This window comes from Aeromonas sp. s5 (genome assembly GCF_040907865.1).
GTDB classification, from domain to species: Bacteria; Pseudomonadota; Gammaproteobacteria; order Enterobacterales; family Aeromonadaceae; genus Aeromonas; species Aeromonas dhakensis.
On the sequence record NZ_JBFOCO010000023.1, the window covers coordinates 64355 to 80166 of the forward strand.

Consider the following 15812-nt stretch of genomic DNA (forward strand, 5'->3'; position numbering starts at 1 on the left):
ACGCCAGCAAATAAGATAGACACGGGCCGGTAGACGGCTCGTTCGCCAAAAGGAAAACCACTGTGATCAACGAGATTAAAAACGACGCCAAGGACCGCATGGGCAAGAGTGTCGAGTCGCTCAAGACCCAGATGTCCAAGATCCGCACCGGCCGCGCTCACCCGAGCCTGCTCGATGGCATCCAGGTGGAGTATTACGGTGCTGCCACTCCTCTGAAACAGTTGGCCAACGTGGTGGCAGAAGATGCCCGCACCCTCTCCATCTCCATCTTCGATCGCTCCATGATCCAGGCGGTGGAAAAGGCCATCCTGACCTCCGATCTGGGCCTGAACCCGTCCAGCAACGGCCAGACCCTGCGCGTGCCGCTGCCGCCGCTGACCGAAGAGCGCCGTCGTGATCTGACCAAGATCGTGCGTGCCGAAGCGGAAGGTGCCCGGGTTGCCATTCGCAACATCCGTCGCGATGCCAACGCCGATCTGAAGGCCCTGCTCAAAGACAAAGAGATCTCCGAAGACGACGACCGTCGTGCCCAGGAAGAGATCCAGAAGTTGACCGATTCCTTCATCAAGCTGGTAGACGATGCACTGGCCGTGAAGGAAAAGGAGCTAATGGAAATCTAAGCCTCTGACAGGTATATTACGAGCGCCGTGTAGTGCCCCTGCACGGCGCTTTTGTCTTTGTGGGAGAAATGAATGTCGCTTTTGGCAGCCGTAGGTGATTGTGCCAATTCGTCCTTGCCTCGTCATGTGGCCATCATCATGGATGGCAACGGACGCTGGGCCCAGAACCGTGGCAAGATGCGGGTCTATGGCCACAAGGCCGGCGTGAAGTCCGTTCGCGAGGCGGTAACCTTTGCCGCGCGTGCCAAGCTGGATGCGCTCACCCTGTTTGCGTTTTCCAGCGAGAACTGGCGCCGTCCGGAAGGGGAGGTCAGTGCCCTGATGGAGCTGTTCATGACGGTGCTGGGCCGCGAGGTGCAGAAGCTGCACAGCAACGGCATTCGGCTCAAGGTGATCGGCGATACCGCCCGCTTCAGCGAACGGCTGCAGGCCAAAATCGCCAAGGCGGAGGCGCTGACCGCCAACAACAGGGGGCTGACCCTCAACATCGCCGCCAATTACGGTGGCCAGTGGGACATCACCCAGGCGGCCCGCAAGCTGGCCACGGCTGTGGCGGCAGGTGAATTGTCGGCCGACCAGATTGATGAAACCCTGCTTGGTCGCGAGATGTGCATGGCCGACCTGCCGCCGGTGGATCTGCTGATCCGTACCGGTGGCGATCATCGCATCAGCAACTTCGTGCTGTGGCAGCTCGCCTATGCCGAGCTCTATTTTACCCCGGTGCTGTGGCCCGACTTCGGCGAAGCCGAGTTCAGCGAGGCCGTGGCCTCCTTCGTCTCCCGTGAGCGCCGTTTTGGCTGCACCGGTGAACAGATCCGGGAATTGATCGCCGAGCAACAGACCGGCTAACCCCCCTCCCAAGAGAGAGGCTTCTTTTGCTAAAACAACGAATTATTACCGCATTGCTACTGGTTCCCCTGGTGTTGGGAGCCCTCTTTTTTCTGCCGTTGAAATTCTTTGCCCTGTTGGCATCTCTGGTATTTCTGTTGGCCAGCCGCGAGTGGAGCGGCTTTGTCTCCGCCAAACCGCAACAGTGGCTGCCGCTGGTCTATTGCCTGCTGCTCGGTGCCAGCCTGTTCTGGCTGCCGGTGGAGCAGTTGTGGACTCCCCATCTGCATCCGCTGGTGATGGGCGTGCTCTGGACCGCCGTCAGCTGGTGGCTGCTGGGGCTGCTGCTGGTGCTGCGCTACCCCCAGAGCGCCAAGCTGTGGAAGGAGTCCATCTGGCTCAAGTCCCTGTTCGGTCTGGTGACCCTGGTGCCCTTCTTCTGGTCCCTGGTGGCCATCCGTGGTTACAACTTCTATCACGACCCCATGATGGGAGCCTGGATCCTGCTGTTCGTGATGGGACTGGTCTGGGCGGCAGATTCTGGCGCGTATTTTTTCGGCAAGGCGTTCGGCAAACACAAGCTGGCGCCGGCCGTGAGCCCGGGTAAAACCATCGAAGGCATGTGTGGCGGCCTGTTTACCGCCAGCCTGCTGGCGGTGGGGGTGACCTGGTTCATGGGCTTCGTGCCCGCCAAGATGGCCATAGTGCTGTTCTGCTCCCTGCTGGCGGTGCTCGCCTCTGTGCTCGGTGACCTGACCGAGAGCATGTTCAAGCGCGAGGCCGGCATCAAGGATTCAGGGACCCTGCTGCCCGGTCACGGCGGCATTCTCGACCGTATCGACAGCCTGACCGCCGCCCTGCCGGTATTCCTGCTCAGCTACCTGTTGCTCAGCCAGGAGTTCTGATGGACTGCCCGATGATCCGGCAGGCCGCAGGTGCCATCCATTCGTCATACAGCGGGAGTTTTGATGCATAACCTGGTGATTCTGGGAGCCTCCGGCTCCATTGGTCAGAGTACGCTCAAGGTACTGCGGCACAATCCTGGGCGCTGGCAGGTGCTGGCGCTGACGGCGGCCCGCAGCGTGGATGCCATGCTGCGCGACTGCCTCGAGTTTTCCCCCCGTTTCGCCGTTATGGTGGACGAAACTGCGGCTACCGAGCTGGCCGGTCAACTCAAGACCCACGGCAGCGCCACCCGGGTGCTGTCCGGTCCGGCCGCCCTGTGTGACGTGGCCGCTCACCCCGATGCCCACAGCGTGATGGCGGCCATCGTCGGTGCCGCCGGCCTCGCACCCACCATGGCCGCGGTGCGGGCCGGCAAGCGCATCCTGCTGGCCAACAAGGAGGCGCTGGTGATGTCCGGTGCCTTCTTCATGGAGGCGGTACGCGAGCACGGCGCCGAGCTGCTGCCCATCGACAGCGAACACAACGCCATTTTCCAGTGCCTGCCCGAGGCCATCCAGCGCCAGCCGGGCTTTTGCGACCTGGCGGGGGCCGGGATCAGCAAGATCCTGCTGACCGGCTCCGGCGGCCCGTTCCGCTACACCGACATCGGCGAGCTGGCCCATGTCACCCCGGCCCAGGCCATCGCCCATCCCAACTGGTCCATGGGGGCCAAGATCTCGGTCGACTCCGCCACCATGATCAACAAGGGGCTGGAGTATATCGAGGCGCGCTGGCTGTTCAACGCGGCGCCCGAGCAGATCCAGGTGGTGATCCATCCCCAGTCGGTCATCCACTCCATGGTGCAGTACAAGGACGGCTCCGTGCTGGCTCAGCTCGGCAACCCGGACATGTGCACCCCCATCGCCCACGCCCTGGCCTATCCGGCTCGGGTCGAGTCCGGTGTGGAACCTTTGGACTTCTTCAGTGTCGGAGAGTTCAGCTTTATCCGTCCCGACTATGAGCGCTATCCCTGTCTGCAGCTTGCCATGCATGCCTGTCAGCAGGGTCAGGCCGCGACCACGGCCCTCAATGCCGCCAACGAGGAGGCCGTAGCGGCTTTCCTTGCAGAGCGGATCGGTTTTATGGATATTGCCAGAGTCAATGAGGCCACCATGCTCGCCCTGGGCGGCACGGATGTCGGCTCGCTGGACGATTTGATTGCGCTGGATGGGGCGGCCCGTGCCCGTGCTCACAATTTGATTGAGGAGCTTAGCTGATGAGAAGTATTTCGTGGCATTGTGCTGCCTTCACCCTGATTGTCGGAGACAGGACCATGCATGAATGCGAGGTGATGGGCTGATGGGCGGTGTGTTGTGGAACATTGGTGCCTTTATCGTTGCCCTCGGGCTGCTGGTTGCGGTACATGAATTCGGCCACTTCTGGGTGGCCCGCCGCTGCGGCGTCAAGGTCGAGCGCTTCTCCATCGGTTTTGGCAAGGCCATCTGGCGCCGGCTTGGCAAGGATGGCACCGAGTACGTGCTGGCCCTGATCCCCCTTGGCGGTTACGTCAAGATGCTGGATGGCCGGGTCGACGAGCTCAAGCCCGGTGACGAGCAATACGCCTTCAACCACAAGAGCGTCTGGGCGCGGATGGCCATCGTCGCAGCCGGCCCCATGGCCAACTTCGTGTTTGCCCTGTTCGCCCTCTGGCTGATGTTCATGATCGGCGTCCCCGCCGTCAAACCCGTGGTGGGCGAGGTGCGTCCCGCCTCCATCGTGGCGGCGGCCGGGGTGGAGCCCGGCATGGAGATCGTCGGCGTCGGCGGCGAGGAGACAGGTGACTGGGAGAGCGTGACCTATGCCCTCATCAGCCACCTTGGCGATGACTCGGTCCAGCTCAAACTCAAGGCGGCCAACACCAGTTATGCGGTGGACAAGACCCTGCAACTGGCCGGCTGGAAGTTTGATCCCGACAAGGAGTCTCCCATCGGCAGCCTCGGGATAGTGCCCCTCGGTGGCAAGGTGCTGCCGGTGGTCGAGGCTGTGGTGGCCGCGAGCGCCAGCGAGAAGGCCGGCCTCCAGGCTGGCGACCGCATCAAGCGGGTAGGGGATGAGGCGATCACCGAGTGGGTTCAGTTTGTCCACCAGGTGCAGCAGTCGCCCAGGCAGCCGCTTGAGGTGACCGTCGAGCGGGCGGGCAGCGAGCTGACCCTGACCCTGACCCCGGATGCCAAGAAGGTGCGGGGCCAGCTGGTCGGTTTCGTCGGCCTGTCGCCGCAACTGGTTCCATTACCGGATGAGTATCGGATTCTGTTACAGTATGGGCCTTTGCAAGCCCTGTGGCAGGGCGCCCAGAAGACCTGGAGCCTGACCACCCTGACCTTCGACATGATCGGCAAGCTGATCGGTGGCATCGTCTCGCTGGACAACCTGAGCGGCCCCATCTCCATTGCCAAGGGGGCGGGCAGCAGTGCCGACTATGGACTGGTCTATTTCCTCGGCTTCCTGGCGCTCATCAGCGTCAACCTGGGGATCATCAACCTGTTCCCCCTGCCGGTGCTGGACGGTGGCCATCTGGTCTACTTCCTCATCGAGGCGGTCACCGGCAAGCCGGTATCGGAAAAAATTCAGGAAGTGGGTTTCCGGATTGGCGCCGCCATTCTGATGTTACTGATGGGTATTGCGCTGTTTAATGATTTCGCTCGCCTCTGAGGCCAGAGCATCAACAAGGACACATAAGAACAAAATGGCTGTTAAAAAAGCATTGGTGTTGAGTTGCCTGCTGGGTGCCAGTTTCCTGGCCCAGGCGGCCCCTGCCTCTTTTGTGGTGCAAGATATTCAGGTTGAAGGTCTGCAGCGGGTGACCCTGGGTGCCGCCCTGTTGAACCTGCCGATCCGGGTTGGCGATTCCGTCGACTCCGTCGCGCTGGCCAACGCCATCAAGAAGCTCTATGCCTCCGGCAACTTCGAGGACGTCAAGGTCTACCGCGACGGCCAGGTACTGCAGGTGATGGTCAAGGAGCGGCCGACCATCTCCAGCATCGAATTCTCCGGCAACAAGGACATCAAGGAGGAGCAACTGACCCAGAGCCTGGAGTCCTCCGGCATCCGGGTGGGTGATCCCCTCGATCGCACCGTGCTGAGCTCCCTCGAGAAGGGGCTGGAAGATTTCTACTACGGCGTGGGCAAGTACTCCGCCAAGGTCAAGGCCATCGTCACCCCGCTGCCGCGCAACCGGGTCGACCTCAAGTTCACCTTCGTGGAAGGGGAAGCGGCCAAGATCCAGCAGATCAACATCGTCGGCAACAACGTCTTCCCGGAAGAGAAGCTGCTGGCCCAGCTCTCCCTCAAGGATGACGTGCCCTGGTGGAACTTCACCGGCGACCAGCGCTACCAGAAACAGAAGCTGGCCGGCGACATCGAAACCCTGCGCTCCTACTACATGGACCGCGGCTACATCCGCTTCCAGCAGGAGTCCACCCAGGTCTCCATGACCCCGGACAAGAAGGGGGTCTACGTCACCCTCAACGTCAAGGAAGGGGATCAGTACAAGGTCTCCGGCATCCAGCTCAAGGGCGATCTGATCGATCGCGGCGGCGAGATGAAGGGGCTCATCCCCATCGAGACCGGCAGCATCTACTCCGCCAGCCAGGTGACCCATACCGAAGAGGTGCTCTCCAAGTTCCTCGGTCGTTACGGCTACGCCTACCCGAAAGTGGTCACCTTCCCGCAGGTCAACGACCAGACCAAGGAAGTGGAGCTCATCGTCAACATCGAGCCGGGCCCGCGCGTCTATGTGCGCAACATCAACTTCAGTGGCAACGTCACCACCAAGGACGAAGTGCTGCGCCGCGAGATGCGTCAGATGGAGGGCACCTGGCTCTCCTCCGACAGCGTCGAGCAGTCCAAGACCCGTCTCAACCGCCTCGGCTTCTTCGAGAGCGCGGAAGTGGACACCAAGCGGGTGCCGGGCAGCGATGACCAGGTCGATCTGGACTTCAAGGTCAAGGAGCAGCCTGCCGGTTCCATCAACGCCGGTGTCGGCTACGGTACCGAGTCGGGCCTGAGCCTGCAGGCGGGCCTGCAGCAGGACAACTTCATGGGGACCGGCAAGAAGATCGGCATCTCCGCCAGTACCAACAAGTACTCCAAGAGCGTCGACCTCAGCTACAACGATCCCTACTTCACCGTGGACGGGGTCAGCCTGGGCGGTCGTCTCTACTACAACCAGTTCAGTGCGGCCGACGCCAACATCGTGGACTACGAGAACACCACCATCGGCTTCCGCCTCTCCAGTGGTTTCCCGGTCAACGAGAACAACCGTCTCGACTTCAGCCTCGGGGCCGAAAACAACAAACTGTCCCAGCCCAACCCCTATCTGCAGGTGGATGAGTTCTGGAAGGTGTACAGCAAGAACAAGGATGGCGACAACCGTATGGTGTTCAACACCGTCGACCTCACCGCCGGCTGGACCCGTTCCACCCTCAACAAGGGCCAGTTCCCGACCGCCGGCGATCGTCAGCGGGTCAATGCCAAGGTCACAGTGCCGGGTATGGATCTGCAGTACTTCAAGCTCAACGCCGAAGACGCGCACTACTTCCCGTTCGATGCGGATCACAAGTGGGTGCTGATGGCCAAGGCGCGTGCCTCCTACGGCAACGGCTACGGCAGCAACGGCAACTATGATCACGTACTGCCGTTCTTCGAGAACTACTTCGCCGGCGGTTTCGACACCCTGCGCGGCTTCAAGAGCAACACCGTGGGTCCGAAGGCGCTCTACTACTACAACCTGAGCGGCAACGACGTCATCCAGGGCACCGACAGCTCGGTGGGCGGCAACGCCCTGGCGGTCGCCTCCCTCGAGATGATAGTGCCGACGCCGTTTGCGTCCGAGACCTATCAGCCGCAACTGCGGACCAGCTTCTTCATCGATGCCGGCTCCGTGTGGGATACCACCTTCGACTATGACCAGTACCGCAACCGTTGCTTCAGCGGCTGCAACTATCTGGCCGACTATTCGGATCCGACCAACTACCGCGCCTCGGCCGGTCTGTCGCTGCAGTGGCTCTCCCCGATGGGTCCTCTGGTGTTCGCGATTGCCCGTCCGCTCAAGCAGTACGAGGGCGACCGGACCGAGTTCTTCTCATTCAACATCGGCCGTACCTTCTAAGGACGGACCTTGCCCCCACCCAATGGTGGGGGTATTCAATGATGGGACGCGCAGCCTGCGTGCCTCACCAGGTAACAAGTCGGTCCGGGTACCACTTGCATAATCAGGTAAATCAGGTAGCCCTCACATGAGGGAACAAGGAGTAAGTGTGAATAAAGCGTTGAAAGTAGCTGGTTTGAGTTTTGCACTGATGGCTGCCGGCATGGGCTCCGCCTTGGCCGAGACCAAGATCGCCGTGGTCGACATGGGCGAAGTCTTCCAGAAGCTGCCCCAGCGTGAAGCCGTTTCCAAGAAGCTGAAAGGCGAATTCGAGCCGCGCATGCGCGAGCTGCAGAAGCTGGAAGCCGATGGTCAGAAACTGGTCGAGAAGTTCAAGAAGGATGAAGCCTTCATGAGCGCCGACCAGAAAAAACAAAGCCAGGAGAAGCTGGCCAAGCTGCAGATGGAGTTCAACCAGAAGCGTCAGGCGTTTGAACAGGACAATGGTCGCCGTCAGTCCGAAGAGCGCAACAAGATCCTGACCAAGGTGCAGGCAGCCATCGACTCCATCGCCAAGAGCAATGGTTACGATCTGGTGTTGGAGCGCAATGCCGCCCCGTACGCCGCCAGCAAGCTGGACATCTCTGCCCAGGTTATTTCTCAGGTAAGCAAGAGCAACTAATTGATGGCATTCACTCTCGCACAGCTGGCCCAGCAACTGGGGGCCCAGGTCCATGGCGACGGAACCCTGGAAATCCGCAAGGTAGCGACACTGGAAAAGGCCGGGGAGGGGGACATCACCTTCCTGTCCAATAAAAAGTACCGGCATTATCTGGAGCAGAGCAAGGCGACCGCCGTGCTCATCACAGAAGCGGATCTGCCATTTTGTCCCACCAATGCCCTGGTGCTCAAAGACCCCTACGTGGGCTTTGCAAGGGTTGCCCAACTGCTGGACACCACGCCGCAGCCGGCCACGGATATCCATCCGAGCGCGGTGATCGCGGCGGACGTGCAACTGGGCGAGAGAGTGGCCATCGGGGCCAATGCGGTGATCGAATCCGGCGTGGTGCTGGGGGATGATGTGCGCATAGGTCCGGGCTGTTTCGTTGGCAAGAATACCCGACTGGGAGCCCGCTCCCGGTTGTGGGCCAACGTCACCCTCTATCACGACGTCACCATGGGCACCGACTGTCTGGTTCAATCCGGCACAGTGATCGGCGCCGATGGTTTCGGTTATGCCAACGAGCGCGGCGAGTGGATCAAGATCCCCCAGCTCGGCGGCGTGACCATCGGCAACCGGGTCGAAATCGGTGCCTGCACCACCATCGACCGCGGCGCGCTGGAAGATACCCGCATCGCTGACAACGTCATCATCGACAACCAGTGCCAGATCGCCCACAACGTAGAGATCGGCTACGGCACAGCCGTGGCGGGCTCCACCGTGATGGCAGGTAGTCTCAAGGTCGGCAAATACTGTATCATTGGCGGCGCCTCCGTCTTTAACGGGCATATGGAGATCTGCGACCAGGCCACCGTTACCGGCATGGCCATGGTGATGCGACCCATTACCGAGCCCGGTGTCTACTCTTCCGGCATCCCCCTGCAAACCAATAAAGAGTGGCGCAAGACCGCCGCCCGGGTGATGCGTATCGAAGAGATGCACAAGCGGTTGAGCAAGCTTGAGAAGAAGCTGGACCAAGAATAATCACGATTGGTATAGGGTACTGTTTTGACTACTGAAAAGAAGAGCCTGGGTATCCAGGAAATAATGGATCTGCTGCCCCACCGTTATCCGTTCCTGATGGTGGACAAGGTGGAAAACTACGAGATCAGCGATGAGCGCAAGACCCTGCGTGCCATCAAGAACGTCTCCTTCAACGAGCCGATCTTCCAGGGGCACTTCCCGGCCAAGCCGGTGTTCCCCGGTGTGCTGATCCTGGAAGCCATGGCACAGGCCACCGGTATCCTGGCGTTTACCATGGTGGGCAAGCCGTCCCCCAACGAACTCTATTACTTTGCCTCAATCGACAACGCTCGTTTCAAGCGTCCGGTTGGCCCCGGCGATCAGCTGGTGCTGGACGTGGAGTTCCTGAAAGAGCGTCGCGGTATCGCCAAGTTCACCGGTGTGGCCACGGTCAACGGTGAAGTGGTCTGTACCGCCGAGCTGATGTGCGCCAAACGCGAGGTTTAACACACGTGATCGACCAGACTGCCATCATTCACGATACTGCCGTCGTCCATGAGTCTGCCGTCATCGGTAAAGGGGTTGAAATCGGCCCCTTTTCTGTCATCGGTGCCGAGGTGGAAATCGGCGACAACACCTGGGTCAGCTCCCATGTGGTGATCAAGGGCCCGACCAAGATTGGTCGCGGCAACAAGATCTTCCAGCACACCTCCATCGGTGAGGATTGCCAGGACAAGAAGTACGCCGGCGAGCGCACCTTCCTCGAGATCGGCGACAACAACGTCTTTCGCGAGAACTGCACCGTGCACCGCGGCACCATCCAGGATCAGTCCCTGACCCGGATCGGCAGCGGCAACCTGTTCATGGTGAACGTCCACGTTGCCCACGACTGCATCATCGGTGACAACTGCATCTTCGCCAACAACGCGACCCTGGCGGGCCACGTGGTGATCGGCGATTTCGTGATCTTCGGCGGTCTTTCCGCGATCCACCAGTTCGGCCGCGTCGGCTCCCACGCCTTCGTCGGTGGCTGCGCCGCCCTCAACAAGGACGTGCCGCCCTACGTGATGGCCGCCGGCAACTATGCCAAACCGTTCGGGGTCAACTCCGAAGGGCTGCGTCGCCGCGGTTACACGCCTGAGGCCATCTCCGCCGTCAAACGTGCCTACAAGGAGATCTTCCGCTCCGGCAAGACCGTCGAAGAGGTGCTGCCTGTGCTGATCGAGATGGCGCAAGCCGAGCCGGCCGTCCAGCTCTATGTGGACTTCCTCAAAGACAACGAGCGCGGGATCATCCGTGCCTGATCCGGTTCGCATCGGTATCGTCGCCGGAGAGGTCTCCGGCGACATTCTGGCTGCCGGTCTGGTACGCGAGCTGCAGGCCCGCTACCCGGACGCGCAGTTCGAAGGGATCGCCGGGCCGCGCATGCAGGCCCTCGGCGTGAAGGCCCTGTTCGAGATGGAAGAGCTCTCCGTCATGGGGATCACCGAGGTGCTGGGCCGTCTGCCGCGCATCCTCAAGGTCCGCCGCGAACTGCTGCGCCACTTCATCGCCAATCCACCCGATATCTTCATCGGGGTGGATGCACCGGATTTCAATATCGGGGTGGAGCTGAAACTGCGCCGCGCCGGTATCAAGACGGTTCACTATGTCAGCCCCTCGGTGTGGGCCTGGCGCCAGAACCGCATTCACAAGATCAAGGCCGCCACCGACATGGTGCTCGCCTTCCTGCCGTTCGAGAAAGCCTTCTACGACCGCTTCGATGCCCCTTGCCGCTTCGTCGGCCACACCATGGCGGACGACATCCCGCTGGTGCCGGATCAGGCCGCGGTGCGCAGAACCCTCGGCATCGACGCCAATCGCCGCTGGCTGGCGGTGCTGCCGGGCAGCCGCACGGCGGAAGTGGGCTTCATGTCGCCGCTGTTTCTCGAGGCGTGCAAGCACCTGACGGTGCGCTACCCGGATCTCGGCTTCATCGTGCCGCTGGTCAACCAGAAGCGGCGCGAGCAGTTCATGGCCATCAAGGCCGACGTGGCGCCGGATCTCGACATGGTGCTGCTGGAAGGGCAGGGCCGCGAGGCGATGATCGCCGCCGACGTGGTGATGCTGGCCTCCGGCACCGCGGCGCTTGAAGCCATGCTGGTGAAAAAACCCATGGTGGTGGGCTACAAGCTCAAGCCCTTCAGCTACTGGCTGGCCCAGCGGCTGGTGAAGACCGAGTTCGTCTCCCTGCCCAACCTGTTGGCCGGCCGCATGCTGGTGCCCGAACTCATCCAGCACGAGTGCACCCCGGAGAACCTGGTGGTCGAGGTGAGCAAGTATTTCGAGCACGACAACAGCGCGCTGGTGAACACCTTCACCGAGCTCCATCAGCTCATTCGCTGCAATGCCGACCACCAGGCCGCCGAGGCGGTGGCCGAGCTGCTGGGCCGGTAGAGAACGGGCTGCCAGCGTGGCTGCGCCAACGCGACGCCAGGCCCTGCGGGGCCTGTTTTGATTCAAGGCTACAAGATGATGATCGATATTCCTGACGACAAGCTGGTTGCCGGTGTGGACGAAGTGGGCCGCGGCCCCCTGGTGGGAGACGTGGTCACCGCCGCCGTCATCCTCGACCCGGCCAACCCGATCGCCGGGCTCAACGACTCCAAGAAGCTCTCCGAGAAGAAGCGGCTCGCCCTGTTTGACGAGATCAAAGAGAAGGCGCTGGCCTTCGCCATCGGTCGCGCCAGCCCGGCGGAGATCGACGAGCTCAACATCCTGCACGCCACCATGCTGGCGATGCAGCGCGCCGTGGTGGGGCTCAAGGTCACGCCCGAGCTGGTCTTCATCGATGGCAACCGCTGCCCGGCTCTGCCGATGGAAGCCCGCGCCGTGGTCAAGGGCGACAGCCTGGTGGCCGCCATCAGTGCCGCCTCCATCCTCGCCAAGGTGACCCGGGATGCGGAGATGACCGAGCTGGACAGCCGCCATCCCGAATACGGCTTTGCCCGCCACAAGGGCTATCCGACCGCGGAGCACCTCGCCATCCTGGCCGAGCGCGGCCCGTTGCCGGAATATCGTCAAAGTTTCAAACCGGTGCGCCGCGCACTGGGAGTGGAATAACCCATGCTGATTTGTCTAAGCGATGGCTGCTTGCGTAATGAGAGGGCATGACGATGGCTGACCCCCGTTTCATTCACCTGCGGGTGCATACCGACTTCTCCATGGTGGATGGTCTGCAGAAGATCAACCCCATCGTCGGCGCCGCGGCGGCCGACAACATGCCGGCGCTGGCCCTGACCGACCAGATGAACATGTGCGGCCTGGTGCGCTTCTATGGCGCCGCCCACGGCAAGGGGATCAAACCCCTGGTCGGTGCAGACTTCTGGGTGCAGAGCAGTGAACTCGGCGACGAGCAGTTTCGTCTCACCCTGCTCGCCATGGACAACGACGGCTACCAGAACATCACCCTGCTCATCTCCCGTGGCTATCAGCGCGGTCATGTGCAGGGACGGCCGGTCATCGACAAGGAGTGGCTGGTCGAGCACGCCAAGGGAGTGATCGTGCTCTCCGGCGGTCGTGAGGGGGACGTGGGCAAGTTCCTGCTCAAGGGCAACCGCCAGATGACCGAGCAGTGCGTCGCCTTCTACCAGACCCACTTCCCTGACGCCTACTACCTGGAGCTGCTGCGCACTGGTCGCCCCGACGAGGAGGTCTACCTCCACATGGCGGTGAACCTCGCGAGCGAGTTCGCGCTGCCGGTGGTGGCCACCAACGAGGTGGTGTTCCTCACCGCCGATGACTTCGACGCCCACGAGATCCGGGTCGCCATCCACGACGGCTACACCCTGATGGACAAGCGTCGCCCGCGCCGCTACAGCCCGCAGCAGTACCTGCGCAGCCAGGACGAGATGTGCGAGCTGTTCGCCGACATCCCGGAGGCGCTGGAGAACACGGTGGAGATCGCCAAGCGCTGCAACGTGACGGTGCGTCTGGGTGAATACTTCCTGCCCAACTTCCCCACCGGCGACATGACCACCGAAGACTTCCTGGTGGCCAAGTCGAAAGAGGGGCTGGAGGAGCGACTCGAGTTCCTGTTCCCGGATCCGGCTGTGCGGGCCGAGCGTCGTCCCGAGTACGACGAGCGCCTCGACATCGAGCTGAAAGTGATCAACCAGATGGGCTTTCCGGGTTACTTCCTCATCGTGATGGAGTTTATCCAGTGGTCCAAGGACAACGGCATCCCGGTCGGTCCGGGCCGGGGGTCGGGTGCGGGGTCGCTGGTGGCCTACGCCCTCAAGATCACCGACCTGGATCCACTCGAATTTGACCTGCTGTTCGAACGTTTCCTGAACCCCGAGCGGGTCTCCATGCCCGACTTCGACGTCGACTTCTGCATGGACCGACGGGATGAGGTGATCGAGCACGTCTCCGAGATGTACGGCCGGGATGCGGTGTCCCAGATCATCACCTTCGGCAGCATGGCGGCCAAGGCGGTGGTACGGGACGTAGGAAGGGTGTTGGGCCACGCCTACGGTTTCGTCGATCGCATCTCGAAACTCATTCCGCCGGATCCCGGCATGACCCTGGCCAAGGCGTTCGAGGCCGAGCCCAAGTTGCCCGAGCTCTACGAGCAGGACGAGGAGGTCAAGGATCTCATCGACATGGCGCGCCGGCTGGAAGGGGTGGTGCGCAACGCCGGCAAACACGCTGGTGGCGTGGTGATCGCGCCCACCAAGATCACCGACTTTGCGCCGCTCTACTGCGATGACGAGGGCCATCACCCGGTCACCCAGTTCGACAAGAACGACGTGGAGTACGCCGGCCTGGTGAAGTTCGACTTCCTGGGTCTGCGCACGCTCACCATCATCGACTGGGCCCTTGGCATGATCAACCCGCGCCTTGCCAAAGAGGGCAAGCCGCCGGTCGACATCGCCGCCATCCCCATCGACGACAAGCGCTCGTTCGACCTGCTGCAGCGCTACGAAACCACCGCGGTATTCCAGCTCGAATCCCGCGGCATGAAGGATCTCATCAAGCGGCTGCAGCCGGACTGCTTCGAAGACATGATCGCGCTGGTGGCCCTGTTCCGGCCGGGCCCGCTCCAGTCAGGCATGGTGGACAACTTCATCGACCGCAAACACGGCAATGAAGCCATCTCCTATCCGGACGAGAAGTGGCAGCACGAGAGTCTGCAACCCATCCTGGAGCCCACCTACGGCATCATCCTCTACCAGGAGCAGGTGATGCAGATCGCCCAGACCCTGGCCGGGTACACCCTGGGGGGCGCGGATATGCTGCGCCGGGCCATGGGCAAGAAAAAGCCCGAGGAGATGGCCAAGCAGCGGGCCGGTTTTGAAGAGGGAGCCATCAAGAACGGCGTCGACGGCGAGCTGGCGATGAAGATCTTCGACCTGGTGGAGAAGTTCGCGGGCTACGGCTTCAACAAATCGCACTCCGCCGCCTATGCCCTGGTCTCCTACCAGACCCTCTGGCTCAAGACCCACTTCCCGGCCGAGTTCATGGCGGCGGTCATGACCGCCGACATGGACAACACCGACAAGATAGTGACCCTGGTGGACGAGTGTCAGCGGATGGGGCTGACGGTGATCCCGCCGGACGTCAACACCGGTCGCTACCGCTTCAGCGTCAACGAGGACGGTCATATCGTCTACGGCATAGGCGCGGTGAAGGGGGTGGGGGAAGGTCCCATCGATGCGATCCTGGAAGCACGGGATCGGGATGGCCCGTTCCGCGACCTGTTCGACTTCTGCAACCGGGTCGACATCAAGAAGCTCAACAAGCGGGTGATGGAGAAGCTTATCCTCTCCGGCGCCATGGACCGGCTCGGTCCTCACCGCGCCGCCCTGATGGCGACCCTGGAGGAGGCGATGCGCGCCGCCGAGCAGCACGCCAAGGCCCAGGCGGTGGGGCAGGTCGACATGTTCGGCGTGCTCACCGAGGAGATAGACGACGTCAAGAAGGCGTTCGCCAACGTGCCGCACTGGCCCGACAAGGTGTGGCTGGAAGGGGAGCGCGAAACCCTCGGGCTCTACCTGACCGGTCACCCCATCAACCAGTACAGCGGCGAATTACGTCGTTACACCTCGGGTCGCCTGTGCGATCTGCATCCCACCTCCCGCGATACCGTGACCACGGCAGCGGGGCTGGTGATCGCGGCGCGCAGCATGGTGACCAAGCGCGGCAACAAGATGGGGATCTTCACCCTGGACGACCGTTCCGGTCGCCTCGATGTGACCCTGTTCAGTGAAGCGCTGGAAAAATATGAAGAGTTGATGCAAAAAGACCGTATTTTGGTGGTTTCTGGACAGGTCAGCTTTGATGACTTCTCCGGTGGCCTTAAAATGTCGGCCCGTGAATTACTGGATATCAACGATGCGAGAGAGCGTTTTGCCAGGGCAATCCGCATCTCTCTCGATGAACAGCGAATCGATGATCGCTTTTTCCCGCGTTTGTGCGAGATTTTGGAGCCCGCCCGTGCCGGAGTCTGTCCGGTTCAGGTAAACTATCGTCGCCCCGGCTCCCGGGTGCGATTGACGCTCGGCACCGAGTGGCGGGTGACGCCCACCGATCAACTGATAGATGACTTGCGCGTCCTGCTGGGACGAGAGCGGGTTGAATTGGTTTTTGATTAGAGGATCTATAG

The 15812-nt window shown here is 61.7% G+C and carries 13 protein-coding genes; all 13 read left to right on the top strand.

Features of this window, described 5'->3' with window-relative positions; all coding sequences use genetic code 11:
• The first annotated feature begins 62 nt into the window (after positions 1-62).
• The 13 genes from frr (at position 63) to dnaE (ending at position 15801) form a co-directional block, all read left to right on the top strand.
• Positions 63-620, top strand: a complete 558-nt coding sequence (gene frr / locus AB5Y94_RS13125) for a ribosome recycling factor (protein ID WP_010634784.1) — start codon at positions 63-65, stop codon at positions 618-620.
• 72 nt (positions 621-692) lie between these two features.
• Positions 693-1469, top strand: a complete 777-nt coding sequence (uppS, locus tag AB5Y94_RS13130) for a polyprenyl diphosphate synthase (RefSeq protein WP_017779849.1) — start codon at positions 693-695, stop codon at positions 1467-1469.
• A gap of 26 nt (positions 1470-1495) precedes the next feature.
• Positions 1496-2353: a phosphatidate cytidylyltransferase gene (locus tag AB5Y94_RS13135; protein WP_005303453.1), complete on the top strand. Its 858-nt coding sequence runs from the start codon at positions 1496-1498 to the stop codon at positions 2351-2353.
• 63 nt (positions 2354-2416) lie between these two features.
• Positions 2417-3610 (top strand): 1-deoxy-D-xylulose-5-phosphate reductoisomerase, encoded by a 1194-nt coding sequence (gene ispC, locus AB5Y94_RS13140; RefSeq protein WP_338714292.1) that lies wholly within the window; start codon positions 2417-2419, stop codon positions 3608-3610.
• 82 nt (positions 3611-3692) lie between these two features.
• Positions 3693-5045, top strand: coding sequence for a sigma E protease regulator RseP (gene rseP / locus AB5Y94_RS13145; RefSeq protein WP_043171962.1), 1353 nt, complete (start codon positions 3693-3695; stop codon positions 5043-5045).
• 34 nt (positions 5046-5079) lie between these two features.
• Positions 5080-7503, top strand: a complete 2424-nt coding sequence (bamA, locus tag AB5Y94_RS13150) for an outer membrane protein assembly factor BamA (protein ID WP_368205727.1) — start codon at positions 5080-5082, stop codon at positions 7501-7503.
• Between the two features lie 148 nt (positions 7504-7651).
• Entirely contained in the window at positions 7652-8164 is a 513-nt protein-coding gene (locus AB5Y94_RS13155) for an OmpH family outer membrane protein (RefSeq protein ID WP_017764121.1), read from the top strand.
• A 3-nt stretch (positions 8165-8167) separates the two neighbouring features.
• On the top strand, positions 8168-9187 hold the full coding sequence (lpxD, locus tag AB5Y94_RS13160) for a UDP-3-O-(3-hydroxymyristoyl)glucosamine N-acyltransferase (RefSeq protein WP_005303442.1): 1020 nt from the start codon (positions 8168-8170) through the stop codon (positions 9185-9187).
• A 24-nt stretch (positions 9188-9211) separates the two neighbouring features.
• Positions 9212-9673: a 3-hydroxyacyl-ACP dehydratase FabZ gene (fabZ, locus tag AB5Y94_RS13165; RefSeq protein WP_010634777.1), complete on the top strand. Its 462-nt coding sequence runs from the start codon at positions 9212-9214 to the stop codon at positions 9671-9673.
• A gap of 5 nt (positions 9674-9678) precedes the next feature.
• On the top strand, positions 9679-10470 hold the full coding sequence (gene lpxA / locus AB5Y94_RS13170; protein ID WP_005303438.1) for an acyl-ACP--UDP-N-acetylglucosamine O-acyltransferase: 792 nt from the start codon (positions 9679-9681) through the stop codon (positions 10468-10470).
• Positions 10463-11602, top strand: coding sequence for a lipid-A-disaccharide synthase (lpxB, locus tag AB5Y94_RS13175; RefSeq protein WP_005303436.1), 1140 nt, complete (start codon positions 10463-10465; stop codon positions 11600-11602). Before lpxA ends, lpxB begins: the two co-directional genes overlap by 8 nt.
• 75 nt (positions 11603-11677) lie before the next feature.
• Positions 11678-12268, top strand: coding sequence for a ribonuclease HII (gene rnhB / locus AB5Y94_RS13180; protein WP_368205729.1), 591 nt, complete (start codon positions 11678-11680; stop codon positions 12266-12268).
• A 53-nt stretch (positions 12269-12321) separates the two neighbouring features.
• Entirely contained in the window at positions 12322-15801 is a 3480-nt protein-coding gene (dnaE, locus tag AB5Y94_RS13185; RefSeq protein WP_005303432.1) for a DNA polymerase III subunit alpha, read from the top strand.
• Positions 15802-15812 lie beyond the last annotated feature (11 nt).